Annotated in this window: 26 protein-coding genes and 1 tRNA gene; 13 read left to right on the top strand and 14 right to left on the bottom strand. The window is 44.6% G+C overall.

The window, feature by feature from the left end:
- Nucleotides 1–12 precede the first annotated feature (12 nt).
- Complete coding sequence (locus HBNXNv_RS02795) at nt 13–588, bottom strand: undecaprenyl-diphosphatase (protein WP_347721319.1); 576 nt, start codon at nt 586–588, stop codon at nt 13–15.
- A gap of 71 nt (nt 589–659) precedes the next feature.
- Here HBNXNv_RS02795 and rpl40e point away from each other — a divergent pair, with 71 nt between their 5' ends.
- The 3 genes from rpl40e (at nt 660) to HBNXNv_RS02780 (ending at nt 1,255) form a co-directional block, all read left to right on the top strand.
- Nucleotides 660–821, top strand: coding sequence for a 50S ribosomal protein L40e (rpl40e, locus tag HBNXNv_RS02790; protein ID WP_347721318.1), 162 nt, complete (start codon nt 660–662; stop codon nt 819–821).
- A 140-nt stretch (nt 822–961) separates the two neighbouring features.
- Nucleotides 962–1,033 (top strand) — tRNA-Thr (locus HBNXNv_RS02785).
- A 75-nt stretch (nt 1,034–1,108) separates the two neighbouring features.
- On the top strand, nt 1,109–1,255 hold the full coding sequence (locus HBNXNv_RS02780) for a hypothetical protein (RefSeq protein ID WP_347721317.1): 147 nt from the start codon (nt 1,109–1,111) through the stop codon (nt 1,253–1,255).
- A 39-nt stretch (nt 1,256–1,294) separates the two neighbouring features.
- On the opposite strand, the gene HBNXNv_RS02775 is transcribed toward HBNXNv_RS02780, so the two are convergent.
- Nucleotides 1,295–2,149, bottom strand: a complete 855-nt coding sequence (locus tag HBNXNv_RS02775) for a hypothetical protein (RefSeq protein ID WP_347721316.1) — start codon at nt 2,147–2,149, stop codon at nt 1,295–1,297.
- Between the two features lie 145 nt (nt 2,150–2,294).
- On the opposite strand from HBNXNv_RS02775, the gene HBNXNv_RS02770 reads away from it, so the two are divergent.
- The 3 genes from HBNXNv_RS02770 to HBNXNv_RS02760 are packed head-to-tail and all read left to right on the top strand — an operon-like array spanning nt 2,295 to nt 8,385.
- Nucleotides 2,295–6,977 (top strand): S8 family serine peptidase, encoded by a 4,683-nt coding sequence (locus tag HBNXNv_RS02770; protein WP_347721315.1) that lies wholly within the window; start codon nt 2,295–2,297, stop codon nt 6,975–6,977.
- Nucleotides 6,978–7,029: 52 nt separating this feature from the next.
- Entirely contained in the window at nt 7,030–7,212 is a 183-nt protein-coding gene (locus HBNXNv_RS02765; RefSeq protein WP_347721314.1) for a DUF8015 family protein, read from the top strand.
- A gap of 6 nt (nt 7,213–7,218) precedes the next feature.
- Nucleotides 7,219–8,385, top strand: coding sequence for an inorganic phosphate transporter (locus tag HBNXNv_RS02760; protein WP_347721346.1), 1,167 nt, complete (start codon nt 7,219–7,221; stop codon nt 8,383–8,385).
- Nucleotides 8,386–8,418: 33 nt separating this feature from the next.
- On the opposite strand, the gene HBNXNv_RS02755 is transcribed toward HBNXNv_RS02760, so the two are convergent.
- Nucleotides 8,419–8,970, bottom strand: coding sequence for an NADPH-dependent FMN reductase (locus HBNXNv_RS02755; protein ID WP_347721313.1), 552 nt, complete (start codon nt 8,968–8,970; stop codon nt 8,419–8,421).
- A gap of 239 nt (nt 8,971–9,209) precedes the next feature.
- Between HBNXNv_RS02755 and HBNXNv_RS02750 the strand changes: the two genes are divergently transcribed.
- Complete coding sequence (locus HBNXNv_RS02750; protein WP_347721312.1) at nt 9,210–9,347, top strand: hypothetical protein; 138 nt, start codon at nt 9,210–9,212, stop codon at nt 9,345–9,347.
- A 43-nt stretch (nt 9,348–9,390) separates the two neighbouring features.
- Entirely contained in the window at nt 9,391–9,744 is a 354-nt protein-coding gene (locus HBNXNv_RS02745; RefSeq protein WP_347721311.1) for a hypothetical protein, read from the top strand.
- Nucleotides 9,745–9,746: 2 nt separating this feature from the next.
- On the opposite strand, the gene HBNXNv_RS02740 is transcribed toward HBNXNv_RS02745, so the two are convergent.
- From HBNXNv_RS02740 to HBNXNv_RS02720, 5 genes are all read right to left on the bottom strand, one after another.
- A complete protein-coding gene (locus HBNXNv_RS02740) occupies nt 9,747–11,165 on the bottom strand; it encodes a PH domain-containing protein (protein WP_347721310.1) in 1,419 nt (472 codons plus the stop codon).
- Nucleotides 11,162–11,626, bottom strand: a complete 465-nt coding sequence (locus HBNXNv_RS02735) for a PH domain-containing protein (RefSeq protein ID WP_347721309.1) — start codon at nt 11,624–11,626, stop codon at nt 11,162–11,164. Before HBNXNv_RS02735 ends, HBNXNv_RS02740 begins: the two co-directional genes overlap by 4 nt.
- Nucleotides 11,627–11,699: 73 nt before the next feature.
- Nucleotides 11,700–12,482 (bottom strand): mechanosensitive ion channel family protein, encoded by a 783-nt coding sequence (locus HBNXNv_RS02730; RefSeq protein ID WP_347721308.1) that lies wholly within the window; start codon nt 12,480–12,482, stop codon nt 11,700–11,702.
- Nucleotides 12,483–12,521: 39 nt separating this feature from the next.
- A complete protein-coding gene (locus HBNXNv_RS02725) occupies nt 12,522–13,688 on the bottom strand; it encodes an aminotransferase class V-fold PLP-dependent enzyme (protein WP_347721307.1) in 1,167 nt (388 codons plus the stop codon).
- Entirely contained in the window at nt 13,652–14,011 is a 360-nt protein-coding gene (locus tag HBNXNv_RS02720) for a hypothetical protein (protein ID WP_347721306.1), read from the bottom strand. Before HBNXNv_RS02720 ends, HBNXNv_RS02725 begins: the two co-directional genes overlap by 37 nt.
- Before the next feature lie 74 nt (nt 14,012–14,085).
- Here HBNXNv_RS02720 and HBNXNv_RS02715 point away from each other — a divergent pair, with 74 nt between their 5' ends.
- The 3 genes from HBNXNv_RS02715 to HBNXNv_RS02705 all read left to right on the top strand — a co-directional run bounded on the left by HBNXNv_RS02715 (nt 14,086) and on the right by HBNXNv_RS02705 (nt 16,294).
- A complete protein-coding gene (locus tag HBNXNv_RS02715; protein ID WP_347721305.1) occupies nt 14,086–14,481 on the top strand; it encodes an ArsR family transcriptional regulator in 396 nt (131 codons plus the stop codon).
- 67 nt (nt 14,482–14,548) lie between these two features.
- Entirely contained in the window at nt 14,549–15,313 is a 765-nt protein-coding gene (locus HBNXNv_RS02710) for an SDR family NAD(P)-dependent oxidoreductase (protein ID WP_347721304.1), read from the top strand.
- 6 nt (nt 15,314–15,319) lie between these two features.
- Nucleotides 15,320–16,294, top strand: a complete 975-nt coding sequence (locus HBNXNv_RS02705) for an NAD(P)-dependent oxidoreductase (RefSeq protein ID WP_347721303.1) — start codon at nt 15,320–15,322, stop codon at nt 16,292–16,294.
- A gap of 24 nt (nt 16,295–16,318) precedes the next feature.
- Here the strand turns inward: HBNXNv_RS02705 and HBNXNv_RS02700 are convergent, their stop codons facing one another.
- Nucleotides 16,319–16,870: a disulfide oxidoreductase gene (locus tag HBNXNv_RS02700; protein ID WP_347721302.1), complete on the bottom strand. Its 552-nt coding sequence runs from the start codon at nt 16,868–16,870 to the stop codon at nt 16,319–16,321.
- A gap of 89 nt (nt 16,871–16,959) precedes the next feature.
- Here HBNXNv_RS02700 and HBNXNv_RS02695 point away from each other — a divergent pair, with 89 nt between their 5' ends.
- Complete coding sequence (locus tag HBNXNv_RS02695) at nt 16,960–17,784, top strand: DsbA family protein (RefSeq protein ID WP_347721301.1); 825 nt, start codon at nt 16,960–16,962, stop codon at nt 17,782–17,784.
- Nucleotides 17,785–17,841: 57 nt separating this feature from the next.
- Nucleotides 17,842–18,255 carry a hypothetical protein gene (locus HBNXNv_RS02690; RefSeq protein ID WP_347721300.1) on the top strand — a complete coding sequence of 138 codons (414 nt, stop codon included), beginning with the start codon at nt 17,842–17,844 and terminating at the stop codon, nt 18,253–18,255.
- 20 nt (nt 18,256–18,275) lie between these two features.
- Here the strand turns inward: HBNXNv_RS02690 and HBNXNv_RS02685 are convergent, their stop codons facing one another.
- The 5 genes from HBNXNv_RS02685 to HBNXNv_RS02665 form a co-directional block, all read right to left on the bottom strand.
- The gene (locus HBNXNv_RS02685; RefSeq protein ID WP_347721299.1) at nt 18,276–19,070 is read right to left on the bottom strand and encodes an aldo/keto reductase; all 795 of its coding nucleotides are present in this window, start codon (nt 19,068–19,070) and stop codon (nt 18,276–18,278) included.
- Nucleotides 19,071–19,152: 82 nt separating this feature from the next.
- Complete coding sequence (locus tag HBNXNv_RS02680) at nt 19,153–19,338, bottom strand: hypothetical protein (RefSeq protein WP_347721298.1); 186 nt, start codon at nt 19,336–19,338, stop codon at nt 19,153–19,155.
- Nucleotides 19,339–19,453: 115 nt separating this feature from the next.
- Nucleotides 19,454–22,195, bottom strand: a complete 2,742-nt coding sequence (locus HBNXNv_RS02675) for a UvrD-helicase domain-containing protein (RefSeq protein ID WP_347721297.1) — start codon at nt 22,193–22,195, stop codon at nt 19,454–19,456.
- Between the two features lie 9 nt (nt 22,196–22,204).
- On the bottom strand, nt 22,205–24,769 hold the full coding sequence (locus HBNXNv_RS02670) for a PD-(D/E)XK nuclease family protein (RefSeq protein ID WP_347721296.1): 2,565 nt from the start codon (nt 24,767–24,769) through the stop codon (nt 22,205–22,207).
- Nucleotides 24,766–25,869: an LEA/WHy family protein gene (locus tag HBNXNv_RS02665; RefSeq protein ID WP_347721295.1), complete on the bottom strand. Its 1,104-nt coding sequence runs from the start codon at nt 25,867–25,869 to the stop codon at nt 24,766–24,768. Before HBNXNv_RS02665 ends, HBNXNv_RS02670 begins: the two co-directional genes overlap by 4 nt.
- Nucleotides 25,870–26,218 lie beyond the last annotated feature (349 nt).

Below are 26,218 nucleotides of genomic sequence, written 5' to 3'. Positions count from 1 at the left end.
GCCGTGGGAAATTCATCTTAACTCTTTCAAACGGGCTACTACCTGGTCAAAAACCCTGTCGTACAGATCCAGGGCCGGAGTCCAGACAGGTTCAAGCCCATCCCATGAAAGATAAGCTACTCCAAGGCCCAGCGAAGCAGCAACCGCCGATCCCAGAATATCTACAGGCCAGTGCTCGCCGATGTAGATTCTTGCAATTCCTGTAAGAAATGCTGCAACAGCCATCAAAAGGCCTAGATTTCTTCTATCTCTCCGGAAGTATGCAAGGGCCGATGCAACAACTACTGTTGTGTGCTGGCTTGGGAATGCGTTCTCAGGTTTCTGAGCTACAAGCGTATCGAAAACCGTGGAAGGATTACCGTGTGAATAGATCAGGCCCATGCCGTAGGACACTGCAAGGCCTGCGACTACTGTATAGAATGAGTATAGGGAGTCTTCCTCTCCGGTTCTGCCCTGGAACCAGAGGTATACCAGTGTTAGAGGTACGAAAAGTACAAGGTATTCTGCAAAGTAAGTCATCAAGCTGTCGATAGCTGGGTTTCCATGAAGTGTGAACAAAGTCGTGTAGAAAGCTTCCCCCAGCAGCATAATACCATGAAACGGTCCCAACTACTTAAGATTTTGCAATCAAAGACTTTCTTGTTAGGTGAATTAAAACAATGGCACAGAGATTTGACGAGGCCGAAGATAGAGTATTCAAGAATATCTACGTATGCAGAAAATGCAACGCCAAGAACAAGACCCAGAACCCTGAGAAGGCCAGCTGCAGAAAATGCGGCTACCCAGACCTCAGAAAGAAGAACGACCAGTTCGCAGGCTAACAAACCAACTTTCAACGGGGTCAACAGGAGCAAACAACTTGGCAGCTGCAAACACAGCTCTTCAAAGCTCCAACAATCCCCCTCCAACAATTTTCTATAATTTAAAGAAACTACCTGACAACAAACAAATACACAACGAGGCCCCGTTGGCTCAGCGGTAGAGCGCGTCCTTGGTAAGGACGAGGTCCCGGGTTCAAATCTCGGACGGGGCTTTCGGAAAACTTCTTTTGGTAATCGCGAACCTTTCTTCGGGAATTTTTAGAGGTTTTAGTAACAAGTTACAGTATATGGCCCTATGTCCTTTCATGCACGGCGGTGAAGATGACCTTAATCACGCTATGATGCATCTTTCATGGAAGGAGATACTGGCCGGATTTCTGATTATGATCATGGTTTTCCTGATTATTCTGCTGGCAGTAGTTCTTCTCAGTTAAGGAAAAATAGAAGAAAAAGAGAAATTTGTGTCCTAGATGTTAGCCAAAGATTCCTCTTAGAAGATTTGAGACAAAGTTAGGCCTTCTCTGTTGTGCCTGTTCGTTTCCAGGTGTTCCGTTGATGTTTTCCTGGGCTTGTTCCGGAGCGGTTGCGTTGGAAGGAACTTCTCCTTCGAACTCTGTTTCTGTGTCACCGTTCTCCTGTTCGACGTCGATCTCTGTCTCGTTGCCGTCTCTATCGATTTCTACTTCTGTCTCTGAATCTTCTTCGGATTCTTTTTCTGACTCCATTTCGGCGATCTCCTGTCTCAGATCCATAACCATTTCTCTGAGCTCTGAGATTCTTTCACGGGCCTCTTCCATGTTCTGGACTTCGACTCTCTCAAGTTCTTCGGCCTGTGACTCGTTTTCAGATTCTTCTTGTTCCTCTGTCTCGTTCTCTAGTTCTTCTTCAAATCTGAAGATTTCTCCGGATGAACCGTCTACCCTGACTTCTGCTTCAGCATCCTGTCCTTCAATCACGAACTCGAACTTGTAGTAGCCGTCGTCTTCGTGAGTGCTGGATTCTTCAAGTGTCCAGTCGTTGTCTGAAAGTGCGTCTCGAGCTGTCTGCTCTGCATTACTTTCGCTGACAGTCATGTTGGTGCTTTCGTCAGTGCCGTCAGTCTCGGAGTCATCTTCCGAATCCTCGGATTCCTGCTCACGCTCTTCCTCGTCGGACTCCTCCTCTTCGTCATCTCTATCTTCATCGTCTTCCTCTTCTCTATCGGAGTCGTCGTCTGGAACATCTGAATCATCATCTGTCTGATTCACATGATCATCTGCGACTGCAGGTGCAAGTGCTAACATCAGGACTGCTGCAAGTACCAAAAACTTGGATGATCCTGATGACATGAATAAAAATAATTTATCAGACCTCATTGAAATACTTCGAGGCCTAGTCCAGCGATTTCACAGCTTAAACCCCGGAGTTAAACTAGCAAAACCGGTCAGGCCTTCAATCATTTTTTATTCCGGTAAAGAGAATCAATAACTGTCAATGAAAGGCCTTGTCACCAAATTGCCTGTTCTCCTTCTGGCAATAAGTGTTTTATTCCCGCTAGCAGCTGCACAACCTGTACATACAGCAGCTAACGGTGATTCATACAAAGGCCTTGCTATATCTTCTTTTGCATCTAATCAGAACTACGATGTTATTATAGGGCTTGAGGAGAGAAGGTCTGAAAGAGTTTCAGCGCAGGCAGAAAAGTTTAACAACTCTAAGGTGATAGGTTTCGGAGAAAAAGGCTCAGCGCTTTCAGGGAATTTGACAGGCAAAGAGATAAGAGATATTGCACGATCTCATAATATAAGCTACGTTGAGAGGGATGGAGAAGTTGAGGTCCTGGCACAGAGCCCTTCATGGGGCTGGAACAGGATTGATGCATCTTCACCTGTTTCTAACGGGATTAGAGGTGAGGGAGTGGATGTAGCAGTAATTGATACCGGCCTTGACGATGATCACCCGGATCTGAATGATAATATTGCTGGTGGCAGGGCCTGGACTACTTGTTCATCTGCAGACACTTCTAACGCCTGTAATTTTAACTGGACTGATGATCAGAAGCACGGGACGCATGTTGGAGGGATTATAGCAGCGGAGGACAACAACCAGGGAATAATTGGTGTGGCGCCCAACGCATCGATTCATGGATACAAGGTTCTTGACTACACCGGTACAGGGTCACTGAGTAATGTTGCAGACGCGCTAGTCTATGCAGCTGACCAAAACATGGATATTGCATCTCTAAGTTTGGGTGCTCCTTCAGGTTCTACAACTCTGGAAAACGCAGTAGAATACGCGGACAACCAGGGTACTACCGTGGTCGTGGCGGCAGGAAATGCAGGGCCCTGTACTGACTGCGTGGACTACCCTGCAAAATACAGGGAAGCTATTGCAGTAGCTGCAACAAATTCATCAGATATGCAGGCAGGTTATTCCAGCCAGGGGCCTGAAGTTGACATTGCTGCACCAGGCTCATCTATAAGATCCACAGTTCTCAACGGAAACTACCAGTATCTTCAGGGTACTTCAATGGCCACTCCTTTCGTCAGCGGTGTAGCCGCACTTCTTGAAAGCAGAGAACCAGGCCTGAAACCGGGAGAAATAAAGAATCTTCTGTATAATTCTACCGAGGATATCGGTTTGACAGCGAATGAAGGAGGCTACGGTCTTCTGGATGCGGAGGCCGCTGTAAATGAGCTTGATTTCTATGTAACTGTTGAAGATCCAGAAAACAGAACTTATACGACGGACGCTGTCTGGCTTAACGTTTCCTCTACAGCAGTTCTGGACACTGCAGTGTATACAGTCGACGGAGGCCCTAACAAGTCTCTTAACAATTACTCGGACTATTATCAGAAACAGGTTACTCTTTCGGAAGGATCTCATTCAGTAGAGTTCTACCTTGAACAGGGAGGTACCACGAAGACAAAGAGTGTAGATCTCAAGGTTGATTCACAGCCTCCAGAACATACTATCGAAAGTCCTACAAACACTACCTACTACAGAGACAGCATAGATCTCAACTATTCAATCACTGATATTTCTGAAATCGAATACTGTAAGGCCGCTATTAACTCGGAGAAAAGTTTTGATCTGGAGTCCTGCGGAAATATTTCAGAGGCCAAATTTGCTCCCGGCGCTAACAACTTAACACTCAAGTCTGGAGATGTCTACGGCAACAATGATTCAAAGACAGTTTCTTTCACTGTAGAAAATCTAACCAGCTGGGAGGACACCTTCAGGACCGAGACAGGAGTTCAGAAGATAACAGGCGATGCAGAGATAAAAGAAAATAAGCTGATGATTGATCAGCCAGAACAGCCTTCCTTAATGATAAACGAATACTTCAGAGGAACAAACGACAGTATAGAAGTTGTATCAACTAGAGAAAACCTGAATATCGCAGGCTACGAAGTTACTTCTGGTTTGATAGATCAGGGAGGAGTCTTCGGAAATCAGACAGTTGATGCAGGAGAAGTTTACTCCAAGGCCGAAGGATCCAGCGACTTCAACTCTATAGCTACATCAGGCCAGACAGAAACCGTCAAACTCTTGAATCCGGAAGGAGAAGTTATTGACTGCCTCAGTATAGGAACCGCTGGCTGCAACTTCACACTGGAAACAGGTCACGAGGCCTACTTCAGAGACCGATCTCTCGATAGAAACATTTCAGGTGACTGGAACTACTCCTCTGAAAGAGACATAGGCAGTCTAAACCCGGGCCAGAAAAAATCCCTGATCAACAACAAAGTAGAAGGCACTGCGAAGAGTCTTACCTTGAGGCCGCAAAACCTTGTTCTCTGGGACAGATTCCAGGCCCAGACAAATAGCTCAGCTACTATAGACCTGATTGACGCTGATACCAACCAGACAGTATGCTCGGATATACAGAGTGAAAAAGTGGATGAATGCCTTCTTGATACCGATGCAGTGATAATTAAGGCCTCTGTGAACGGCAGCGAATCAGCAACTATTGAAAGCTGGAATATCTCATGGAAGCAGTCCGTGTCAGAACCAGCAATCGAAAGCAATCTGGAAGATATTCAGTACCAGAATTCCAGCAATGTTCCTCTCGAGGTTTCCGCTGATCAGAAAATATACGACTGGAAATACGAAATAAGCAACTCCAACACAACCTTCACACCTAACACCTCAATCAATCTGACAGAAGGAGTCCACAACATCACATTCCGGGCCCAGTACACCAATACAGAATACAGCAAGAAAAAAGACAACATAACAATCGACCTGACAGACCCAGAAATAAGTCAGGCAACACCGCGCGACAATGAAAATATCTCAGGCCTTCAGAACATCGAAGCCTCTCTATCAGACAGCCTCTCAGGCCTAAACAACTCAGAATACGTTATAGAAAACGGAAGCACTTTGAAAAAAGGAGGATTCAACTCAACAATTAACACATCAAACTACAGCGATGGTAAGTACTCTATAACTTATTCAGCCACCGATCTAGCAGGCAACAAACTGGAGGAGAGTAGAGATTTCTGGATCGACAATACCAGGCCATTCATATCGATAAATATTTCTGATAACGATAATCTCAGCACTTCAAATCCTTCAATTTCATTAAACAGTACTGAACCTGTAGAAGGAACTTTCAAGATAGACAATGGCTCAGAGAAAAACCTGAGCAATGGCATCTCTGTGAAAAACCTTTCTGAAGGCCTTCATTCTCTTCAGGTATTTGCAGAGGATTCTGCAGGAAACCAGAGAAACCTCTCCAAGTCTTTCACTGTAGACACCACTAAGCCAGTTTTACAGACCGAAATAAAAAGCAATAAAACATGGAAGACCTGGTACAAAGACGGTGTCAACGTTTCCACAGTGTGCAGCGATTCTTTCGGGAATATAAGCGAACTGAGAATCTCAAACAACGATGAAAGAGTTGTCAGCCAGGTTAATGGAACTATCGAACTTGCTGAAAACGGGCAGTTGAATCACACTCTATCCTGCTATGACTACGCAGGAAACCTGGATACAGAAGTTCTGAACTTGAGCATTGATTCAGAGAAACCAGCTCCTACAAGCTATCAGCCATCAGAAAACACAGTTGTCAACTCAGATAGCATAGATTTCACAGCAAACATTGCAGAGGCCTCTGGCTCAGGCCTGAACACCACATCAAGCAAAATTCTCTTCGATGGAGAGGAAATCAATTCTTCTGTTCAATGGTCTAACAGCTCGGTATCTGTATCAGTTACAGGCCTCGATACAGGAGATCATACTATTCAAGGATCTTTCACCGACAATGTAGGCCACGAATCAAACTGGAGCTACAGTTTCAGCTATGAGGAACCTGATCAGGATTCAGGAAGCGGAGGCAGCTCCGAGAATTCAGATTCCAGCTCTATAGGCAGTATTTCACCACCACCTCCAGCCACAAATTCAACGGATGAAAATGAAAATCAGACTACAGAGAATGAGGAGAATAATACGGAACAGAACAGCACAGTAATCAGAACCGGTGAAAGAGAACCTGTTCAGGTTGAGGAAGAAGATCTCTCGATCGAGTCAATCAGCACCGATGAGGAAACCTACGTGGAGATCAGGCCTGTTGAAAAAGTAGATACTACAGAGGCCTCTGAAGTGTACAAGTCCTGGGATATCAAACCTGAGAATAGAACCAGTATGGACATCAATTTCACGGTAGAGAGATCATGGCTCGAAGACAGGAATGCAACCGTCACAGATATCGTGCTCCTGCACAAAAAGAAGGACTGGGTTAGAGAAGAGTTCAAACTGACTGAAAGAGAGGAGGACGTGGTGGTAGAGGCCCGACTTGAAAACTTCTCAATATACACTATAGGCCTTGAGAAGAACAGAAAAACAGCAGTTAATGAAGAAAAGAACATTAAAGAAGATAAACAGCAGGAGAAAAATGGAGGCCTTGATCTGAAGATTCTTCTGTTTGTTGCGGTAGGAATTGGATCGCTTCTGTCAGCGACTTCTGCAATCCTGTACATTAAATTGCAGGAGAACAGTCTTGTAGAGAAGACAGAGATCCTCAAGGATGAAATCAAGAAGATGGAAGAGGAGGAAAAGAGAATCTACCGCAGCAACCTTCATGAAGTTGAGGGCTTGATTGAAAAAGGCCGTGAGTCAAGAGCAGAGGAGAGAATCGACGCATTGATTAGACACGCTAGAAAAGGGACTTAAATAAAATGAGGCCAACGTTTGCCTTTAAGAATTTTCAGGGTAAATAGTAGTTATGTTTTCTATAAATCTTGATTACTACGACAAAATATTGGCCGGAATAACAACTAGTCTGGTTGCAGGAGGATCTGTTGGAGCTGTAACCAAAATATCTGTAGCCTATACTCTTGGCGCAGGCGCAGCAATCGCACTGGTTCTCATGTATGATGGAATGTTTAGAAACGGGCCTCTAGGGTGATCAACACTGAGTTTCACACTTTTAGTTGTATTTGCAGTAGTTGCTGCAATATTTGTAGGAATAAATATCGGTGGATCATCGACAGGAGTTGCATTCGGACCATCTGTAGGCAGTAAACTGGTTTCAAAAACCGGTGCAGCCGGACTTATGACAGTCTTCGCCCTGCTGGGAGGCTGGACACTAGGCAGAAACGTTATCGCGACAATGGGGGGCAAGATTGTTCCTTCCTCCGAATTCACCATGATGGCCTCCGTAATAATACTTTTCTTCATAGGCCTCAGCCTGCTGATCTCAAACCTTTCAGGAGTACCAGCCTCCACATCAATGACAGCTGTAGGAGCAATAGCAGGCCTCGGAGTAGCTACAGAAACCATCAGATGGAGCGTCATGGGAAAGATCATGTCCTGGTGGCTTGTAGCACCGGCAGTGGCATTTCTGGCGGGAGGCCTTATCGGCAGATATCTGTACACCCATCTCGATGAGAAGTTCAAAATAGACAAGAGCGATGGAAAAATGTTCGAATTCAGGTTCTCCCCTGTACCTATCAAGCTTGTTGACGGAACGAGCAGAGGAGAGTTCGTAAGCAGCGTACTGGTAATTGTTATAGCATGTTACATGGCCTTTTCCGCAGGCGCCTCAAATGTAGCAAATGCTGTAGCTCCTCTTGTAAGCAGCCCAACCACACCAGTAACTATGAATATGGGAATTCTTCTCGCGGTAGGAGCTATGAGCATCGGAGGATTCACAATCGCAAGGAAGACTCTCGACACTGTCGGAGAAGGAATAACCGACATGCCTCTTCTTGCAGCCCTGATCGTATCCACAGTCTCAGCATCAATCATCACAATACTGTCAAAAATGGGGATTCCCGCAAGCCTTGCAATCTCAGCAACAATGTGCATCACAGGCCTTGGATGGGGAAGAGCCTCAAGAACAGTCAAAGTGAAGGACGCTATTCAGGGAGAGGCCCCGCCAATGAAGACAGCAGCACTGAAATCCGATGAAAACAGCAAGAAGATCGGAGAAGAATCAGAAGACGATATTCCGGATAAACAGCTTTTCGACCCGGACATTATTCATCACGTGGTAACTTTCTGGATTTTGACCCCGGTAATTTCAGCTGTGTGTTCATACAGTGTTTTCCAAGGCCTTCAGTACGTAGGAGTAATGTAAAGAGAAAATTTTTGAGAAGAAAAAAGAATTTTTTTAGGAGAACTTTCTGGTGTGCTCCTCTACATCGTCAAGGAATGATTCAAACCTATCCTCATAGTTCTCATCTTTAAGCTCTGAATCCTCGTTGAAGGTGCTTCCTACATTTGATACAGGAATGTCAGGGCCTACATAAGCACCGAACTCAAGCGCAACATCGTGAAGATGGCTGAGAGCTCTTACACCGCCAAATCCTCCACCAGAAACTGTTACAAATGAGAAGGCCTTTCCATCGTACTCAGGGAAAAGATGGTCAAGAAGATTCTTCAGGGAGCCAGGCATGGAGTGGTTGTATTCCGGTGAGACAATTACGAGGCCGTCGGCCTCTTCAACTTTCTGTCCGAAAACCTCGATATCTTCCGGGTGCTTGTCGTTGTCGCTGTAACGCGTATGCTTAAGCATTGGAACGTCTCTTTCTCCGAGGTCGAAGAGCTCTGCTTCGTGGCCTCTTTCCGATAACTTGCGGGTCACGTATCTTGCTGGTCTGATAGATTTTCGGCCTTCACGGGCCGTTCCCTCAACAACTAGAATATTGAGTTTGTCTGTCATATTAGGCGATACGAGATTCAAGCTTAAATGGTCTTTCGGACATCAGCCTTCAACCGCTGTAAATATTTCCCAGGGCCTGTTTGAGATTATTTAATCTGTTTATCGGACATATCGGACAGCTGCGAGTCGCCTTATTAGGGCCTGAAGAGGAATTACTGGTTAGAGGTTGGAGAGAATGATAAGAGCTGCTGGCCGCGAACCTGAACCCGATTATGTATCGCTTAAACTCCTTGATAACGATGAAAGAGGTGGTTTCCTTGCGAAAATCCTGCGATGAGTGCGGATACATGAAGCCTTCAGAAGAACATAACTGTCTGAACTGTGGTGCCAAGCCACCTAGAGAGAAAATGTCTTTCGCGATGAAGGCCCTCTACTAGCCCACCTTATTTCTTTAATTTATGCAGTTCAAACTTTCTTGTTATGCAGGAGATAGATCAGCGACTGGTTGATGATGTAGCAAAGGCCAAGGACTTCAATGACCGCGGATTCAAGATGTTTACCCGGAATTTCTATCTATGCAAGGCCTTCCTCAGATATTTTTCGGTCAAGAGGGCCACGTCGTTTAACTCGTCGAAGGTGTCCAAGAAGTTCCCGCTTAGTGTGACGGTTGCCGGCACATGTCTCAGTGTTCTGGAAGATCTGGAAGTTGTTAAGAGCCGTACTTCTTCCTCTTCAGCAAGTCGTTACATGCCGGGATCTGTTGACCTTGAGAGACTGGAGATGGTTGAGAAAGTTCTGATAGAAAATAAAGAAATAGAAGAATATGCGGCCTAGATTTACTGAAGAGATTTCTTGAAGTTATCGAATGTTTCCTCCCTCAGCTTCCGGGCCTCTACTGTATCGAGATCTTCTGCTACTGCATCTTTCTGGAACGGTGAGGTACCGGCAATGTCCAGTGTAAGTGATGAGAGATTCCATCTTCTCTGTAGAAGTGTCTGGCTCTCGATCAGGTTCTGAATTCTGTAGTACGGCACGATCATTGTCTCTCTATTCCAGAATCCGTTCATGGTGAAGAAATGAGATTCTCCGGACCCATACCCTTTGTTAATCCATTTGAAGTGAGCTGCCACGAGCGAGATAGGATACAGAGCCAGCAGGACCAGGTAGTTGAAGCCGTAGAAAGCATCAACAACGACTCCTGCTCCAAGAAGAACCGTGGAAAGAATCGTGTAGCGGCCGATGTATCTTCTTCTGGCCCTTCCAGGAATACTTCCCAGAGATAGATCGTTGAAATCCTGAATGCTGTGAGCAAAATCAATTACCCTGCTCTTTTCAGCGATAGGGATAGCAGATTCAGGGCCTTGCTCCATTGACTGCTCTGCGGAGTAACCAGCAGTTTCAATCTTCAGAGTAGAATAGCCAAGCCATCTCTTGAGAGGATTCTCCTCAATAGTAAGCTTCTGCACCTTCTCAAGAGGAATACTTCCCTCCGATCTGTTAATAAGGCCTCTCTCATACTCCAGAGAGTCATCAGCTCGATACAGCTTGAAATCAAAGAATCTGAAGAACTGTGTCACTGCGCTGGAAACCCAGACAACCAGAAGACCTGCCGATAAGACAAAGAAGGATGCAACTGCAGTCTGAAGACCAAAACCTTCTATCTGAGAGCCTAGAAACCCTCCCATAATTCCTATTACTCCGAAAAGGCCTGCAATTGCTCTTCCCTGAATAGATGTCGCTGAGAGAACCCCCAGTTCTTTCTGATTGAGTTCGAAAAGTAGTTCTCTGTCTTCTTCATCAGCTTCCTCTTCAGATTCTCCTTTCTTCAACCTTCTTACTTTCTGCTGGATATTACGGGCTTCATCCAGATCTACAAACTTGAATGAGGCCTCTGTGGTTCCTCCACCAGCTGTTTCCAGGTTTACCTGTGCAATACCCAGCATTCTGTGCACGATATTTCTCTTGATGTCAACGTTCTGTATTCTGCGTAGAGGGATTTCCCTCTGATTCTTCCTGACTACTCCATGCTTTATCTGGACTCCTTCAGCCTCTATTCTATAGGAATAGTTTTTCCAGACAAGGTACTGCCAGAGAAGCGATGAAGAAATTGTAACAATAAACAGTGCTCCTATTACGAGTGCAGCAGCAAGATTAAAGGCCTGCAGAGATGTTGATCCTGAGAAAAGGAAGATCGCCAGTAAGGCCAGTACGTTCTGAACTGCCTTGTACAGTATTGATTCTTTAGCAAGTTTCATACTGCATCTCTGTCCTCTGATTCAATAGCAACATCTCTGAGCTTTCTCTGAATATCATCGGCGTCAGCAGGCAGAAGGCCCGGTACTGTTACATCCGCGCCTCTAGATCCTGCAGTGTAGACCACTACTCTGGAGAGGCCGAAAAACCTGTCAAGCACATCTCTCTGAGTGTCAACATGCTGTATTCTCACGTAAGGAACCATTGAGTAAACTTTTCTGAATACACCGTGCTCCAGATAGAGATGATCCTCTTTCATCTCAAAACTCCAGGCCCTGTAACGATAAACCGTGTAGAGAACTGCTAAAGCCGAGAGAACAACGAAAATCGATGCAAACCCTGTGAAAACATTCAGTGATGAAAACTGCTGGATAGGCCATGAAAACAGTGCTGAAAGAATTATTACTGGTATAAAGGCCTGTATAATCCATATTCCGTATACTTTTTTCTCTGGTTTTCTCACTGAAAAACACCTTTTTTCAGGCCTTTAGTGTTCATAGAGAATTTTTACTGATGTAATTGTGTTAAATCTTTCTCTATTCCTTTTCTTCTTTCTTCAAGAGCCCTTTTTCTGAGGCCTTCTTTAGGTAAAGTCTTGATAGATCTGATTCAATTGATTCTGCTTTCCGCGGGTTTCTTATCCAGTAGTGGAGTACTGCTTTCTTCTCCTCTGCGTCGATCTTTGTATTTGGCTCTGGTTTTTCCAGGATTTCTGATGTTTCAGCTGCGGCTTCGGCCAGTGTTTCTTCTGTTTCATCGATTTTCTCCGGGTCAAGATCTACTTTGAATGCTCTCCTGGTTTTATCGGATCTTGTGTAGTTGATTGTTGGGTTGCCTGTGATCATTGCGTTTGGAATGACTTTTTTCTGGCTGCTTTCATCCTTGATAACAGTATCTCGGAGATTTGTCTCTCTTACTACTCCTGACTGGCCGTTGACCTCTATGAAGTCTCCTTTTACGAAAGGTGTGTCAAAGTAGAGGAATACTCCGGCCATGATATTTGAGACCTGATCCCTCATTCCGAAACCTACTGCAACTGTTAAGGCTGCTGCGATTGCTCCAATTATAGATGCAAGGTTTCCAAAGTCCCCTGCCTGTAACGCAATAGTAAAGGATATGAAAAGTCCTGAGAGGCCTGCAAAGTTCACTATGCTGTGGTGTGTTCTTGTATCTGCTTTTCTGGATACTGCTCTGCCTACTAGAGGCATGACTACTACTTTCGTGATTACTGCTCCAACTGCGAACGTAATCAGAAACCTAACAATGTTGAGGGCAATTTCCCCACTGCCAAGCACAGATGAAGGATCGACTGTAAGCATAGAAAACTGAATGGCACTGCAGTCTTTTGAATCAAATCCCTAGTTCAAAACCGAGATCTGCTTAAGGACCTCAAAAAGCCTCTCAATGTCTTCCTCGGTGTTATACATGTGAAGTGATGCTCTGAAGCTTGGTTCAATATCTCTGCTGTTAAACCATGAGTGGACGCAGTGGCGGCCCGATCTTACCGCGATATCTTTTCTGTCCAGCATTTCGGATACCTGATGTGCACCGACGTTATCAAAAGAGAAGGAGAACACACCGGTTCCGTGATCACCTACAATTTTCAGGCCTTCAATTTCTCGAGTTTTCTGTCTGATAAGTCTAGAGAGCTTCTGCTCATGGCTTTCAATCTCTCCTATCCCCACTTCTTCAATATATTCTACTGCGGTTCCGAGACCTATGATCCCTGCAGCATTTGGAAGACCGGCCTCTACACAGCTAGGAAAGGATTTGAACTCGGCCTCCTGGAAGGTCGTGTTTTTGACCGCTCCGCCACCTGTCTTGACATTCCTGAATAATTCTTTTGCCCTGTCAGAGACGTAGAGCACGCCGGTACCGCTAGGCCCGAACATTTTATGACCTGAAAATGCAAGCACATCAGGATTGATTTCGTTTACTGATACAGGCCTGTGGGAAATGCTCTGTGCCGCGTCCACAACCAGATAACCGTTCTTTTCGTGGACTATTTCCGATATTTCCTCTACAGGTAGCTCAGATCCATCAATATTGGATTTATGGTGAAGAGAAACTACGGTATTTTCATCGACTTTTTCGGATAGGGCCTGAAGATCTATCCCATCATCCGTCTTCAGTACATCGATATTGTTTTTCTGCCATGGCACCAGGTTGGAGTTATGCTCTTTATCAGAAACTACAACATTCATATTGGAAAAGGCCTTTGCTGCCAGATTCAGGGCCTCTGTAGTTCCTGAGGTGAATGCTATGTCTTTGTGGCCTGCGTCTATGAAGTCTGATACCGTTGCCCGGGCTTTGTTGATTCTGTCGCCTGTTTCTCTTCCGAGTTTGTGGCTGCTTCTTCCTGGGCATGATGAGAGATCTCTGTAGTATTTTTCCACAGACTGTATCACTCTTTCAGGCCTGAGTGACATGCATGCGCTGTCTAGATATGTAACTTCTCTGTTCTGGAGTACTGGAAAGTCTTCTTCTCTCATAGGATTGCCTCCAGGATTCCTGACGCTGCGCATCCTGTTTCAGGGCCTTTGCATGATCCGTAGATGTAGAGCATTACAAGGGCTCTGAGGCTGATCAGGAATGTTATGATGAAGACTATGACGAATATTATTGCGATCTTGTCTAGGTATCTGTCAACAAATTTTGCTGCCCACGGATATTTTCCTAGCAGCGGTGTTATAATCATGGCCTTTACGCGATCTTCGAAGTCAGAGTCGCATTCACCTACTACTGCCTTGTCGATCATGCAGTCGAAGGCCTCTTTGGCCAGGGTTCTGTATTTTGCGGAGAAAATCCCCAGTATGGAGAAAACTATTAGAGAAGCTATACAGATCATGAACAATTCTTGTCCTGGCCGGGCTTAACTTTCTACTGGTAAAATATTCAAATACCGGGCCACAATAGTTTACTGTGAAAGCCAGGATAGAGAAAGAGGTGGAGAACAATCCAGGCATCAGCTTTACAGAGCTGAAAGAAAGTTTTGAAATGGCTAACGGCCAATTACAGTATCATTTACGTAAAGCTGATGTAGTGAAGAAAGATAAAAAATATGTCAGCCCTTCCGCATGTAAAGAGTGTCCTCTCGAGAATTTATGCGTTAAAAAATGTATTCTAGGCCTTTTGAGAGATGAAAAGAAGAAAGAGATTGTAAGGGGTTTGGTTGAGGCCGATAAGAAGTCTGATATTGCTGATTCTCTTAATATCGATAGTTCTACGCTGAGCTATCACTTGAATGTTCTGCGTGAGAATAATGTGGTTGATGGAGACTCTTTGAGGCCTGAGGTTAGAGAGCTGGAAGAATTTTGAGTTATTTACTAGCAGGTTTTATAGTCAGGCCTGTTCCAGTTGCAGTTATGAAGGTGATAAAATTACTATGAATAGATTTGAAGGTCGGACTGCGATTGTTACAGGATCCTCTTCCGGTATCGGAAGAGCTATTGCTCAAAAACTTGGTGATGAAGGCGCTAACGTGGTTGTTGCTGATGTTCGGCGAGAACCTAATCAGGATGGAAGGACTACACACGAAATGATTAATGAGGAAGGTGGTGAGGCCGTTTTTATTGAGACTGATGTCAGTGATGAGGAGTCAGTTCAGGATACTGTTTTTCAGGCGGCGGAGAAGTACGGCCAGATTGATGTTCTTGTGAATAATGCCGGAATCCATATTCCCGGATCCGCTGATGAGACCGATATGGAGGACTGGAGGAAGACTATCGAGGTCAATCTTGATGGCCAGTTCCTGTGCAGCAAGCACGTGATTGATCACATGCTGAAGGAAGATATTGAGGGAGATGTAGTTAACATTGCCAGTATCGCAGGTATCGTTGGTTATGGCCAGAACGCAGCTTACTGTGCTTCTAAAGGCGGCGTAGTCGAGCTTACCCGTGAAATGGCTCTTGATTATGGGCCGGAGGGTATCAATGTGAACTCTGTATCTCCTGGAGTTATCAGAACTGCTATGACTGAGGAAATGCTTGAGGATGAGGAGCAGAAGCAGTTTATCGAGTCCAATACTGTTTCTCCGAGAGTCGGAGAGCCTGAGGATATTGCAAATGCTGTGGCCTTCCTGGCCTCTTCGGAAAGTAACTTTGTGACAGGAGAAAACCTGGTTGTAGATGGCGGATGGACAGCACACTGATCAAAAATGAAAGTAGCATGGTTTGACGCGGAAGAATGGGAAAAAGAGTATCTGGAAGGAAAAACCTCAAATCTAGAGATAGAGTTCTTCTCCGACTCACTCACAGAGGAGACGGTAGAGAAGGCCGAGGGCTTCGACGCTGTAACAGTGTTTGTTGACTCTCATATCAATGAAAAGGTTTTAGACAGCCTTGAAATCGATCTTGTGGCCTGTAGATCCACAGGATACGACCACGTAGATCTTGAAGCAGCGGAAGAAAACAACATTACAGTATGCAACGTGCCGCAATATGGAGGTAGCACTGTGGCAGAGCATACTTTCGGGCTTATCCTCAGCTTAAGCAGGAAGATTTATGAGGCGATTAGAAAAGTTGATAACGGCAGCTTTGATCATGAAGGCCTTAGAGGATTTGATCTTCATGGAAAGAAGCTTGGAGTTATCGGTACCGGCGCAATAGGCCAGAACGTGATCAAGATTGCCAGAGGTTTTGGCATGGATGTGGTGGCCTACGATCCTTATGGAGATGAAAGCCTGGAGGAAGAACTGGGATTCATGTATGTCTCTCTAGAGGATCTGCTTGATCATTCCGATGTAGTTTCTCTTCACTGCCCTCTTACCGATGAGAACAGGCATATGCTTTCCAGCGAGGAGTTTGAGTTAATGGAAGATACTTTGCTGGTTAACACGGCGAGAGGCGCATTGATTGATACTGAGGCTCTTATTCAGGCCTTGGAAGATGGCAGTGTTTCCGGCGCTGGCCTTGATGTTCTTGAGGAGGAGTGTTATGTTGAGGAAGATATCGAGGTTATGGGCCAGTTGAAGGATGAATGTGATCTGGAGTTAATTCTTGAGGATCATATGTTGATGGAGAGAGATGACGTGCTTGTTACTCCGCACAATGCTTTCAACAGCAGGGAGGCCATGCACAGGATTGCTGACACTACTCTCGAGAATTTAAGAAGTAAGGAGAACAGGGTTTGAAGGCCCTGCTCCCAGTTTTTTGTTTTAATTTTTGTTGTTGAATTTCCAGAGTAGGATTCCTATACCCAGGAATGCTGTGAGAGCAAACATTGGGATGGTCATGTATCCGAAGTAGTAGGTGAACTTGTCGGAGCATGATGCTGATAGTGTTGAGCATCCGGAGGATACCTTACTGAGCATCTGTACTGCGTAGTGGTAGATTGAGATTGATCCTCCGATCATGACTAAAGGAAGCGCATATTCTGCTACGTCATCTTTCTCTAGGAGTAGGCCTGTTCCTGTCAGTAGTACTAGAGGATACATGAAGATTCTCTGGAACCAGCACAGGTGGCATGGCTCCCATCCAAGTACGTTGGAAAGGTACAGGCTTCCGCCGGTTGCTATCAGAGACAGTACGAATGCAAGGTGAAGATGATAGTTGCTTGTTTCTTCATGTAGTCTGTCAAGTACCGCATGGTCAGTGTATTCGAATGATGTTAGTTTTTGGGCCAGATATAGAAGGCCTCCTACTGCTATTGTTGCCTGTAGGAAAAGCGCTCCGTACGAGAATATAGATACTAGAAGTTCTGGATTCATGGTTTTATTCGAGTGCTTGGTGTTAAAAACTGTTTCGTGTGTCTGGTTGACCGAAATCTTTACTTATTGTATAGTTCTATGTTCTTTGTATGGCAAACTTTAACGAGGATGTTTTCAGTTCTCCTGGTGAAGTCGAGGATTATATCGATGAGAACGAGGATGAATTGAGCTCTCATGATAAAGAAGAGCTTAAGAAGATCAGGAAAGATCTTGAAAAAGATAAACAGAGAAGAATTGCGAAGAGGAAGAAATGGGCCAAGTACGGTATTACCGGGGTTTTAGGCCTTGGTCTGGCTGTGCTTGTGCTTGGGCCTCTTGTTCAGGTTGCTTTGCAGCCTTCTACTCAGCAGACCGGTTTTGATTTAGAGAATCAGCCGATGATGGGTAATGAGAGTGCTCCTGTAACGGTTGTAGAGTTTGGAGATTATCGTTGTCCTGTCTGTGAGCAGTTTGATCAGCAGGTTTTCCCATCTGTGAAGGAGAACTACATTGACACTGGTGAAGTGAAGTTTTACTTCATCAACTATGCTTTCCTTGACGGCGGGAATTTACCTGGTGATACAAGCCAGACAGCTGCTGTAGCTGGAGAATGTGTTTACCAGCAGGATGAAGACCAGTTCTGGAACTTCCATCACGCAGTTTACGATAATCAGGGCCAGGAGAGCGATGACTGGGCTACTGAGGACTTTTTGATGGATATTGCTCGTCAGAGCACAGAGGGTCTTGACTACGGTCAGCTTGAGCAGTGTATCTCCAGCAAAGAGACTAACGACAGAGTTAACGAGGAGCTTGGTATCGGCCGTGCGAACGGTGTTTCAGGTACACCTACAATCTTTGTGAATGGAGAGCAGGCCTCAGGTTGGAGTTACACAGCTGTTTCAAGAGCAATTGAGTCAGCTCTTGCAGGCCAGTAAAGTTTCTTCTTTCATTTTTCCTTCTTCTTTTTAAGCTTGGAATCTTGTTTTCTGATTATGAAACTTCCTGATCAGAAAGTTATTGCTACATCAGCAATAGTATTTGTAGCGGCCTTTTCTGTAGCTTTTATCGGCCTTTCAGAATTGAGGTCTTCTGATTCTCAGCCTTACGCCGAGGATTTAAGCATCAGAGTTAACTCGAGTATTGGTATTGCTACGGGCCAGGTTGATGGAAAGAATGTTACTTTTTTCCAGCAGGGTACCAGTGAGGCCAAGTTTTTCATTGATGTTACGAATGATAAGCAGCCTGATCGGGAAATAGATATTGAGAGAGATGGCGAGATACATAGAAAAAGGATTTTTGCCACTTTAGAGGGCCAGACCTACTCTTTGACTATTGAGTACAGCGATGATCCTGATGTAGAAGGCGACGCATTTATGGAAGTTGTCAGGGCCGAGGCCCTGAAGTAGAAAAAGGGGAAAAAATGGAGTTACCAGGGTGCGAATCCTGGGTCTACAAGTCTTTCTTCTCTGTCAATTGACTCGATTTTCTCGATGTCTTCTTCCTCAAGTTCAAGTTCTTGGGCCTCGAAGTTGTCACGAATGTGTTGTTCGGAAGTTGCTTTCGGTATTGCAACTACTCCGTCTTTCTGCATGAGCCATGCCAGGCTGACCTGGGCCTCGCTTGCGTCGTGTTTTTCAGCGATTTCCTGCAGTTCTGGGATGTCGAATACTTTTCCTCTGGCGAGCGGAGAGTATGCTACCAGTGTTATGTCGTGTTCTCTGCATTTTTCAAGAAGTTCTTCCTGCTGAAGCAGAGGATGCATTTCAACCTGGTTTGCTATGATGTGTTCTCCTGCTATTTCCATTGCTTCGTCGACCTGTGCAGGTGTGAAGTTGCTGATTCCTATGTTCTTGATTTTGTCTTCTTCAACAAGTTGCTGGAATCCTTCGAAAGTAGTTTCTGGGTCGTACTGTCCTGAAGGCCAGTGAATATACATTAGATCCACGCTATCGACACCCAGTTTTTCCAGACTTTCCTCTGTGGTTGTTACTACGTCTTCTCTGGAGAGATTGCTGATCCACACCTTGGATGCGAGGAAGTAGTCATCTCTGTCGACGTCTGCTTCTTCAAGGCCTTTTCCTACGTGTTCTTCGTTGTCGTAGGCCTGTGCAGTATCGATGTGTTTGTATCCCATGTTCAGGGCTGTTTTTACTGCATCTGTGCATTCTTCAGAATTTGTGTTTTGCCATGTTCCAAGACCTAGGTCTGGTATCTTTGTCATGTACTATTAGAGGCCTTTAACCATGAAAAAGGTTGTTATAGAGAAATTAAGGAAAAATAAAATGTGGTAGGGAAGTTATATTTTACGCCCTTTTAGCGTCGGATTTCCACTTGTTAACAATGTTTGTTCCTTTACTTTTCTTGGTATCGGAACTGTTGTCGTTAACGTGCTCCTCCGCTCTGTGGACTCCTTCCTTGGTTCTTGCGTCCTGATCTTCATCGCCAGTAAATACCTGGCCACAGTAAGGACATTCTACTTCGTCAGTCATGTTATCACCTATGTGTTACAAGTGTTATATGGTTTTCGGTCAATGGCCTATATATCTAAGAATATAGACAACAATTAATGGAAGGATCACTTAGTTTTATAAACCTTTTGCAAAACTATCCGAATACTCCGGATCTTGCCAGAACATTTATTGGCTTGACTTCGTCCTCGGACACACAGTAAATATATGCATCTACCGGTTTTCCTGTGGCCTCCTCAATTGCAAAGGCATAAATACTGAGCTGCTTCCTGTATTCCTCAGTGTTTTTATCGCCCATCTTTAGATCATAGACCTCTATCTTGTCATCTTTTTCAATCATCAGATCTACTCGGCCCTCGATTACTCTGCCGTCAAGAGGAAGTTTTACTTCAACCTCAGCCTTTCTATCACCGTGAAGGCCATCGATAAAGTTCTCTATATTTTTCTCGTAGTCTGTCTCTCCATCTGCCTCCTGCTCTACCTTCATCTGTGCGTACTCGTGAAGACTCAGGCCTTTTTCACGGCCTTCTCCTCTCTCAAGGTTGGTTTGATCTGTGGCATTGAAGGTCTCAGGGCTTTCGTACTCCTCTATCTCTGGATTGAAGAACTCTGTTTCCTCCTCTTCCTCCTCGTTTTCCTCTGGTTGCTCTGAGTAGAATACATCATTGAGAGGAAGTTCCTCGAAGAAAGTTGACTTTCTTTCCTGTTCTGCTGTTATATACAGTTCTTCTTCTGCACGCGTGATAGCTACGTACATCAGCCTTCTTTCTTCGTCGTATCCTTTGGATAGGGCCTGGAAGAGGATCTCTGATTTCCAGTTGTCGAATGAGAATCCTTTTTCTTCGCTGTATTTTTTACGGGTTCTGAGGCCTATTATGTCTCTGTATTCTATTGGCATGTAGTTTCCGTTGGTTGATGGGAATCTGCTCTGGTTGATGTCGGAGATGAATACTACCGGGTATTCGAGGCCTTTGGCTGCGTGTATTGTCTGTATTTTTACGACGTTTTCCTGCATCGAGTTGTCGATTTCATAGATTTCTCCATCCTCTATATTATCCTCTACGAACTGGATTAGTCGGCCCAGGTTCATGTAGGAGCTGTGAAATACATCTGAAAGCACTTCTGTTATTCTTTCAGTGAATCCGTTGCTTATTCCGTATCTTCTGAATACTTTTTCCGAGAACTGGCCTATATCGGAGATTGAATCCAGTTCTTCCTTGAATTCCCCCATATCTTCTGGGTATTCGTTGTTGTTGATTATTTCTTTGGCCTCATCGAGCGTGTATCCTGCATTTTCCAGTATTACTGCCCATCCTCTGTCTGAGCTGGAGTTTGCGATTCTCATCCATGCGAGTAGTAGGATTGCTGGATTTGTTTTGAATAGTTCGACTCCTCCTTCGTAGGCTACCGGTACTCCTTTTTCCTGGGCCTTTTTCTGGAGTTCGAGGCCGAAGTTTCTTGTTCTGGTTAGTACTGCGATGTCGCCGAAGTCTCTGTCCTCCTGTTGTTCTACTTCCTGTATTTTGGCCAGTACGTTTTCTACTTCGTTTTCGGTCAGCAGTTTCTCTACTTTTCCATTTTCTGTTTCTTTCTGTGATTCCAGTGATGTGATTTTGGATTTGATTTCTTCTTCTGGTAGGTTTTCGTAGCGTGTTGCTGGAAGGCATAGGGCCTCTTCCGATAGGTCTAGTATTTCCTGTGTTGATCTGTAGTTTTTCTTCAGCCTGATTTCGTCTACATCTTCGATATGGAATTCTACTCTTTCCTGGTCGTTGTTGAGTTCTTTCCGGTATTTTTCCAGTCTTCTTTCGAATCTCTGGATGTTTTCCACGTTTGCGTACTGGAAGCTGTAGATTGACTGTTTCCAGTCCCCTACTGCACAGATGTTTGGTTCTTCAGCGAGCAGGAGCGTAAGCTTGAACTGTATTTCATTTGTGTCCTGGAATTCGTCTATCATCAGGTATTTGAAAGACAGTTTTTCTCTGAGGCCTTCGTCCTGGTTTAGAAGTACGTATGCGAATGCGAGGAGAAAGTTGAAGTTCAGGTAGTTTTTGCTCAGGCAGTATTTGATGTATAAGAAGTATACTTCGTGCACGAATTCTTTGAGCTGGTCTCTTTCTTCATCGAAGGCCTTCTGGCAGAAGTCTCTTCTTACCTGTTTTGTGCCGTATCCTCCTCTTACTTCTTCTTCGGATGGTGCGTCTTCGTCGAAGTCTTTGTATTTCAGGCTGTATAGTCGGCTTCGTAGTTCTGATTGTTTTTTGCCGTTGGAGGTTTCTTTCGGCTTGTTCATTTCCTTGAATATTTTCTTGAATTCGCTGTAGTCTCCGTCGATGTATTTTTCGGAGTCTCCGAACCATCCTTCTTTTTCCGGGACTATTCCTTTGGCCGCCAGATTTTTGAGGAGGGCCAGTAGTTGGGAGTAGTCGCCCAGTATCTGGTAGTATTCGCTGTACTCCGGGTTTTGTTCGATGAAGAGGTTCATGAAGCTGTTGAATTCCTGTTTTTCCCTGACTTCGCTCTCCATGAGGTTGAGGCTTTGTGTGATGTCTTCGTCCATCCCCAGAATTCTTGGTGTGTCGAATCCGTGGTTTCTGATTATTCTTTTAGCGAAGCTGTGGAATGTGGAGATTGGCGCGTCGTATATTTTTGAGGCCTTGACGTCTGTTCTTTCTATTATTCTTTCCTTCATCTGGTCGGCTGCGTTGTTTGTGAAGGTTGCCAGTAGTATGTCGTCTGGGCTTACTCCTTTTTCGAGTATTTTGGCGTATCTTCTTGTGATTGTGAATGTTTTTCCTGTTCCTGCTCCTGCGTCCACCAGGTAGATTCCATCAGTGTTTTCTATCAGTTCTTTCTGTTGCTTGTTTGGATCAGTCATTTTTTTTCTCTACTCCATGATCATGTCCCGGTAAGGATTTCTCTTGAGGTCGTTCCCGCCTACAGGGAATTCTGTCTTTTTGTATTCATTGAGTTTTTCCACTTCATCCTCCAGGAAGTCCTCGAACCTGTCCAGATCTTCCTTGAAGAAGTTTGTCAGCCTAAATTCCACTAATTTGCTCAGTGTCTTTTCAGCACCGTTTTCCACATACTTGTAGTCTCCAACATGCTCTTTGGCGTATCTAATAAACTCTCTTCCAAATTCTGATTCTATAAGTTTGGCCTTGTTGTATGGATGCGGTATCTTGTTTTTCTCAAAGAATTCCTGGAAGTTTGGATGGCCTAATTTCTCCAGAGTTTTTCTCCTGTCGTTGGACTTAGCCACTCCCCTTATCATTTTTTCAAACACTTCTAGTTCCTGTATTTTCTGGTCGAAGGTCTCTGGGTAGTATGTTACCGATACTGTCTTGTCCTCATTGCTGCCTTCAGAGTTTATGTCGGAGGCCATGTCGCTGAGGAAGTAGAAGTATGTGAACTTGAGTTTCTTGCCTGGTTTCTTGTCCCTGAGCTCGCAGAGATACATTAAAGGCTGGAAGTCTGGGTTGTCTCCATAAAGTTCTACGTTAGCATCTCTTACAATTTTTTTCTTGCTGCGGCTTCTTGAACTGCTTTTGTAGTCTACAAGCTCGTTGCCAAGCACAAGGTCGATCTTTCCTTTTGAGTGCAGGTCTTTATTGCTGAATTCGAGTTCTGCGAAGTGCTTTTCCATTTCTTTTCCGAAGGCCTCTGCAAACACGTTTTCGTCTCTACCCTCCTCAGGATCTAGCTCTATCTCATCCGGACTGCTTCTTGAGTCTATAAAGGCCTTAATATTGTTTATTCCTATTCTGAATTCTGTTTCAAGAGAGTCGAGGTCCATTCCATCTACGTAGGGCTCGATTTCTTTCTTCATTATTTCTATAAAGTTTTCGTCGCCTTTTTCCTCTACAAATTCCGGGAAGTTTACGTAGAATTCTGCGAATTCGTGGAATAGGTTTCCTTTAACCATTACGTCTTTTTCGCTGTCTTTAACCAGTCTTGAGAAGTAGTAGGCCTTCGGGCTCTGCACAAATCTGTTGAGAGATGTCTGGCTCAGCATTTCTACTTTTTCATTCTTTATGTCGAGAGGTTTTCTTTCGAATCCTTCTACTTCTGACTGCATTGGTAGCGAGTATCGTGAGTTTTTGTGGTCCTGGAAGCTTTCTAGGCCGTAAAGTTCTGTGAAGTAGAAGCATGGGGAGATTTCTTCGTTCATTTCTCGGTCCTGGACCATGTAGAACTTTTGTTTTCCGTTCTGGATCATGGCCTCGAAGTTCTGGAGGTTTCTATCTTCGACTTCTTCTCTTTCTATCCATGGTCTCTGGTCTACTTCTTTTGTCCATTCTGAGGACATTCCTATGTAGAATACTACGGGCCTGTCGATGTATACTGTAGATTCTGGGGATGCGAGTAGTACTCCTTTTTCTCGTGTTTCGTGCGATGGGTCGAATGAGTCCAGGTAGTATTCTAGTTGTGAGATTGTGTCCTCGTTTACTGGTTCGTCTGATAGGCCTAGGTCTGCGAGTACTTCTCCTATCATTGGTGGCCTGTAGCCTAGGAGTTCTTCGTATCCGTCGAGGAATTCTTTGAAGTTTAGGTATGATATTACGTTGAGGAAGTCTGTGAAGTCGCTGAGTCTTTCGTCGTCTACTTCTGTGAATTTGACGTTGGCTTTTCTGTTTGAGGAGTGGAATCCTAGGTGTTGGGCAACTGGTTCTACGTCTCTGAGTCTTATTCTGTCTTTTGCCAGTGCAAGGCGGGCCAGTGATACGAAAGTTCTGACGTCTTCTTTCTCTGAAAGATTTACTGTTGTGTTGTACGGTATTTCGTTTGATTTGAATGCTGATTCGATCAGCGACTGGTATCTAGTATTTGAGTCGACGACTAGCGCTATGTTGTCAGCGTTATTCTCATCGATGTTTCTTTTCAGGGCCTCTATTACTCCACTGGCTGATGAGAAGATATTGAATTCCGGTAGCTCGTACTCTCTTTCTGTAAATATTTCTACTGTGTCGTATTCTTCGGGTAGAATTTTCTTGTCTAGTTTGTTGAACTGGTATGGAGCTACTACGACTACATCTTTGTTTTCAGGTATCTGTGCGTTTTCGAGTGCTCGGAAAGGATTGTTTGTGCTTTCCAGTATTTTGACTATTTGTTCGGCGGCCTCTCCTGCGAACTGTTCGTCTTCCAGTATGCTGTAAAGGTTTCCTGTGTTTTTCCAGGAGTCAAGTACTGTTTCCAGCATGTAGGAGGCCTGTTTCCATGATAGGTCTGTTTTTTCGATTATTTCCAGGAATATTTCTCTTTTGAAGTCTATTTCTTCGGCTTCTGAGTTGAATGCGTATCTTCTTGGTGTTTCTGCGAATTCTCCTATTATTGCTTTGTCCAGTCTTGCGTTGAGAGCGTCTGCGAGCGGTGCGTCTACTGTTAGAACTAGATCGTAGTCTTTGACTTCTTTGTAGATTTGGTCTGGTTCCTTTCTTTTTCTTGCGTTCATCCTAGTACGCCTCCTACTGTCTCATTTACTATGCTCTGGTTTTCTTCTGCTTCTTCATCTGTCTGATTCTGTGTTTCTTCCTGTGTTAGTGTAGGGTTGCTGCAGCCCTGGAAGTTTGAGGAGGAGTTCTGGTCCTCCAGGATTGCTGTCTGGAAGCTGAAGTCGCAGTTTATTCCTTCCGGAGGTAGTTCGATTCTTTGATCCTGTATTTCGAACACCATTCTCATGTTTAGTTGGGCCTGTGTAGATTCATTTTGTTTGACGTGTGATAAGAACCAGTCATCTATCTTGTCGTTATCCATTGTTACTCTGAAAGTTAGTTCCTCTGTTTCTCCCGGTGCTATCGTTCTATCCTGCGGGCCCGATATCATTTCGGTCCTGCTATTCTCCCACTCCAAGAGTTTGACCTGGTTCATCTGTACATCTCCTGCGAGGCCTGGTACCGGGATCGGATAGCTGTTCGGATTTCTGATTTCGAGGTCGATAAGCATGTTTGTCATTTCTGGCGTGGTCTGGCCCCATTCCGCGGCACCATCTTCTACTTCTATCTGTGGGCCTGTTTCGTATCCTGCGATTTCTGTACCTATGTTGTATTTTCCTTGAGTGTTTTTGACTGCTTGATCCATTACGCTGATGAGGTCAGTTTCTACAGTGTCTGTGTAGACTATTGCGTGGAAGGGTATTGTTGCTGGGCCTGTCTTGGCTTTTACGCTGAGTGGGATTTGCAGGTCGGATTTTTCTCCGTTTCTTATGTGTCTGGCCCACCATTCCGGTATCCTGCTGTGTATTAGTTTGGATTCTATTGTTTTGGTCTGGTTTCCTTTTTTGATTGATATTCCTTTTCTTTTTCCTTCTACAAGTATTACTCCGTTGAGGATTGCTCTGTATGAGATTGATACGTCGGAGTAGTTTACTGTTACTCTGCTCGGGTTCTGGATCCAGGCCTCTGTCTGTACGGTTACGTTTTGCTGGTTTGCTGTTTTCCAGTCTCCTCTGTCGGCTACTCCGAACTTGGGTTTCTGTGTTAGTCCCAGAAATGCAAGAGATGCCGCGAGAATTATTGCGGAGGTGAAAGCGATTTCTATCTTTGAAATGGCCATTTTATGAATAAACTTGTCTTCAGTTTTTAAGTCTCTAATTATTCAGATAAGAGGCCTTTGATTAACTCCCGAAGGATAACAACGGTTTTTCGTGTTCGATTAGGTTAAATATTCTTGTGTAAATCTTTTTCTGGTGTTTAACGAGTGCTGTGCTGAAGGTTGCAGTAGAAAAACTATGTTAGGTCTCTGTAATAGATGTGCAAAGCAGAGAGTTATTGAGGAGTAAATAGAGAAGTATTTGTTTTTTAAGGGTCGCTGCAGTCTCTTATTAGGCCACAGTTCATGCATTTAAGTTCGCATGCTACGTATTTTGTCATTGTGGTGCCGCAGTTCCAGCATGATCTGTCAA

Origin of the sequence: Candidatus Nanohalovita haloferacivicina (assembly GCF_029232205.1) — an archaeon.
Lineage (GTDB): Archaea > Nanohalarchaeota > Nanosalinia > Nanosalinales > Nanosalinaceae > Nanohalovita > Nanohalovita haloferacivicina.
The sequence above is the reverse complement of the archived record's forward strand: the minus strand, read 5'-3'. Positions and strand labels throughout refer to the sequence as shown.

What these genes read in the sequence shown, in the direction of transcription:
- HBNXNv_RS02795 (WP_347721319.1), bottom strand. Translation starts at nt 588, where the DNA reads ATGCTGCTGGGGGAAGCTTTCTACACGACTTTGTTCACACTTCATGGA.
- rpl40e (WP_347721318.1), top strand. Translation starts at nt 660, where the DNA reads ATGGCACAGAGATTTGACGAGGCCGAAGATAGAGTATTCAAGAATATC.
- HBNXNv_RS02780 (WP_347721317.1), top strand. Translation starts at nt 1,109, where the DNA reads ATGGCCCTATGTCCTTTCATGCACGGCGGTGAAGATGACCTTAATCAC.
- HBNXNv_RS02775 (WP_347721316.1), bottom strand. Translation starts at nt 2,149, where the DNA reads ATGTCATCAGGATCATCCAAGTTTTTGGTACTTGCAGCAGTCCTGATG.
- HBNXNv_RS02770 (WP_347721315.1), top strand. Translation starts at nt 2,295, where the DNA reads ATGAAAGGCCTTGTCACCAAATTGCCTGTTCTCCTTCTGGCAATAAGT.
- HBNXNv_RS02765 (WP_347721314.1), top strand. Translation starts at nt 7,030, where the DNA reads ATGTTTTCTATAAATCTTGATTACTACGACAAAATATTGGCCGGAATA.
- HBNXNv_RS02755 (WP_347721313.1), bottom strand. Translation starts at nt 8,970, where the DNA reads ATGACAGACAAACTCAATATTCTAGTTGTTGAGGGAACGGCCCGTGAA.
- HBNXNv_RS02750 (WP_347721312.1), top strand. Translation starts at nt 9,210, where the DNA reads ATGAAAGAGGTGGTTTCCTTGCGAAAATCCTGCGATGAGTGCGGATAC.
- HBNXNv_RS02745 (WP_347721311.1), top strand. Translation starts at nt 9,391, where the DNA reads ATGCAGGAGATAGATCAGCGACTGGTTGATGATGTAGCAAAGGCCAAG.
- HBNXNv_RS02740 (WP_347721310.1), bottom strand. Translation starts at nt 11,165, where the DNA reads ATGAAACTTGCTAAAGAATCAATACTGTACAAGGCAGTTCAGAACGTA.
- HBNXNv_RS02730 (WP_347721308.1), bottom strand. Translation starts at nt 12,482, where the DNA reads ATGCTTACAGTCGATCCTTCATCTGTGCTTGGCAGTGGGGAAATTGCC.
- HBNXNv_RS02725 (WP_347721307.1), bottom strand. Translation starts at nt 13,688, where the DNA reads ATGCGCAGCGTCAGGAATCCTGGAGGCAATCCTATGAGAGAAGAAGAC.
- HBNXNv_RS02720 (WP_347721306.1), bottom strand. Translation starts at nt 14,011, where the DNA reads ATGATCTGTATAGCTTCTCTAATAGTTTTCTCCATACTGGGGATTTTC.
- HBNXNv_RS02710 (WP_347721304.1), top strand. Translation starts at nt 14,549, where the DNA reads ATGAATAGATTTGAAGGTCGGACTGCGATTGTTACAGGATCCTCTTCC.
- HBNXNv_RS02705 (WP_347721303.1), top strand. Translation starts at nt 15,320, where the DNA reads ATGAAAGTAGCATGGTTTGACGCGGAAGAATGGGAAAAAGAGTATCTG.
- HBNXNv_RS02700 (WP_347721302.1), bottom strand. Translation starts at nt 16,870, where the DNA reads ATGAATCCAGAACTTCTAGTATCTATATTCTCGTACGGAGCGCTTTTC.
- HBNXNv_RS02695 (WP_347721301.1), top strand. Translation starts at nt 16,960, where the DNA reads ATGGCAAACTTTAACGAGGATGTTTTCAGTTCTCCTGGTGAAGTCGAG.
- HBNXNv_RS02690 (WP_347721300.1), top strand. Translation starts at nt 17,842, where the DNA reads ATGAAACTTCCTGATCAGAAAGTTATTGCTACATCAGCAATAGTATTT.
- HBNXNv_RS02685 (WP_347721299.1), bottom strand. Translation starts at nt 19,070, where the DNA reads ATGACAAAGATACCAGACCTAGGTCTTGGAACATGGCAAAACACAAAT.
- HBNXNv_RS02680 (WP_347721298.1), bottom strand. Translation starts at nt 19,338, where the DNA reads ATGACTGACGAAGTAGAATGTCCTTACTGTGGCCAGGTATTTACTGGC.
- HBNXNv_RS02675 (WP_347721297.1), bottom strand. Translation starts at nt 22,195, where the DNA reads ATGACTGATCCAAACAAGCAACAGAAAGAACTGATAGAAAACACTGAT.
- HBNXNv_RS02670 (WP_347721296.1), bottom strand. Translation starts at nt 24,769, where the DNA reads ATGAACGCAAGAAAAAGAAAGGAACCAGACCAAATCTACAAAGAAGTC.
- HBNXNv_RS02665 (WP_347721295.1), bottom strand. Translation starts at nt 25,869, where the DNA reads ATGGCCATTTCAAAGATAGAAATCGCTTTCACCTCCGCAATAATTCTC.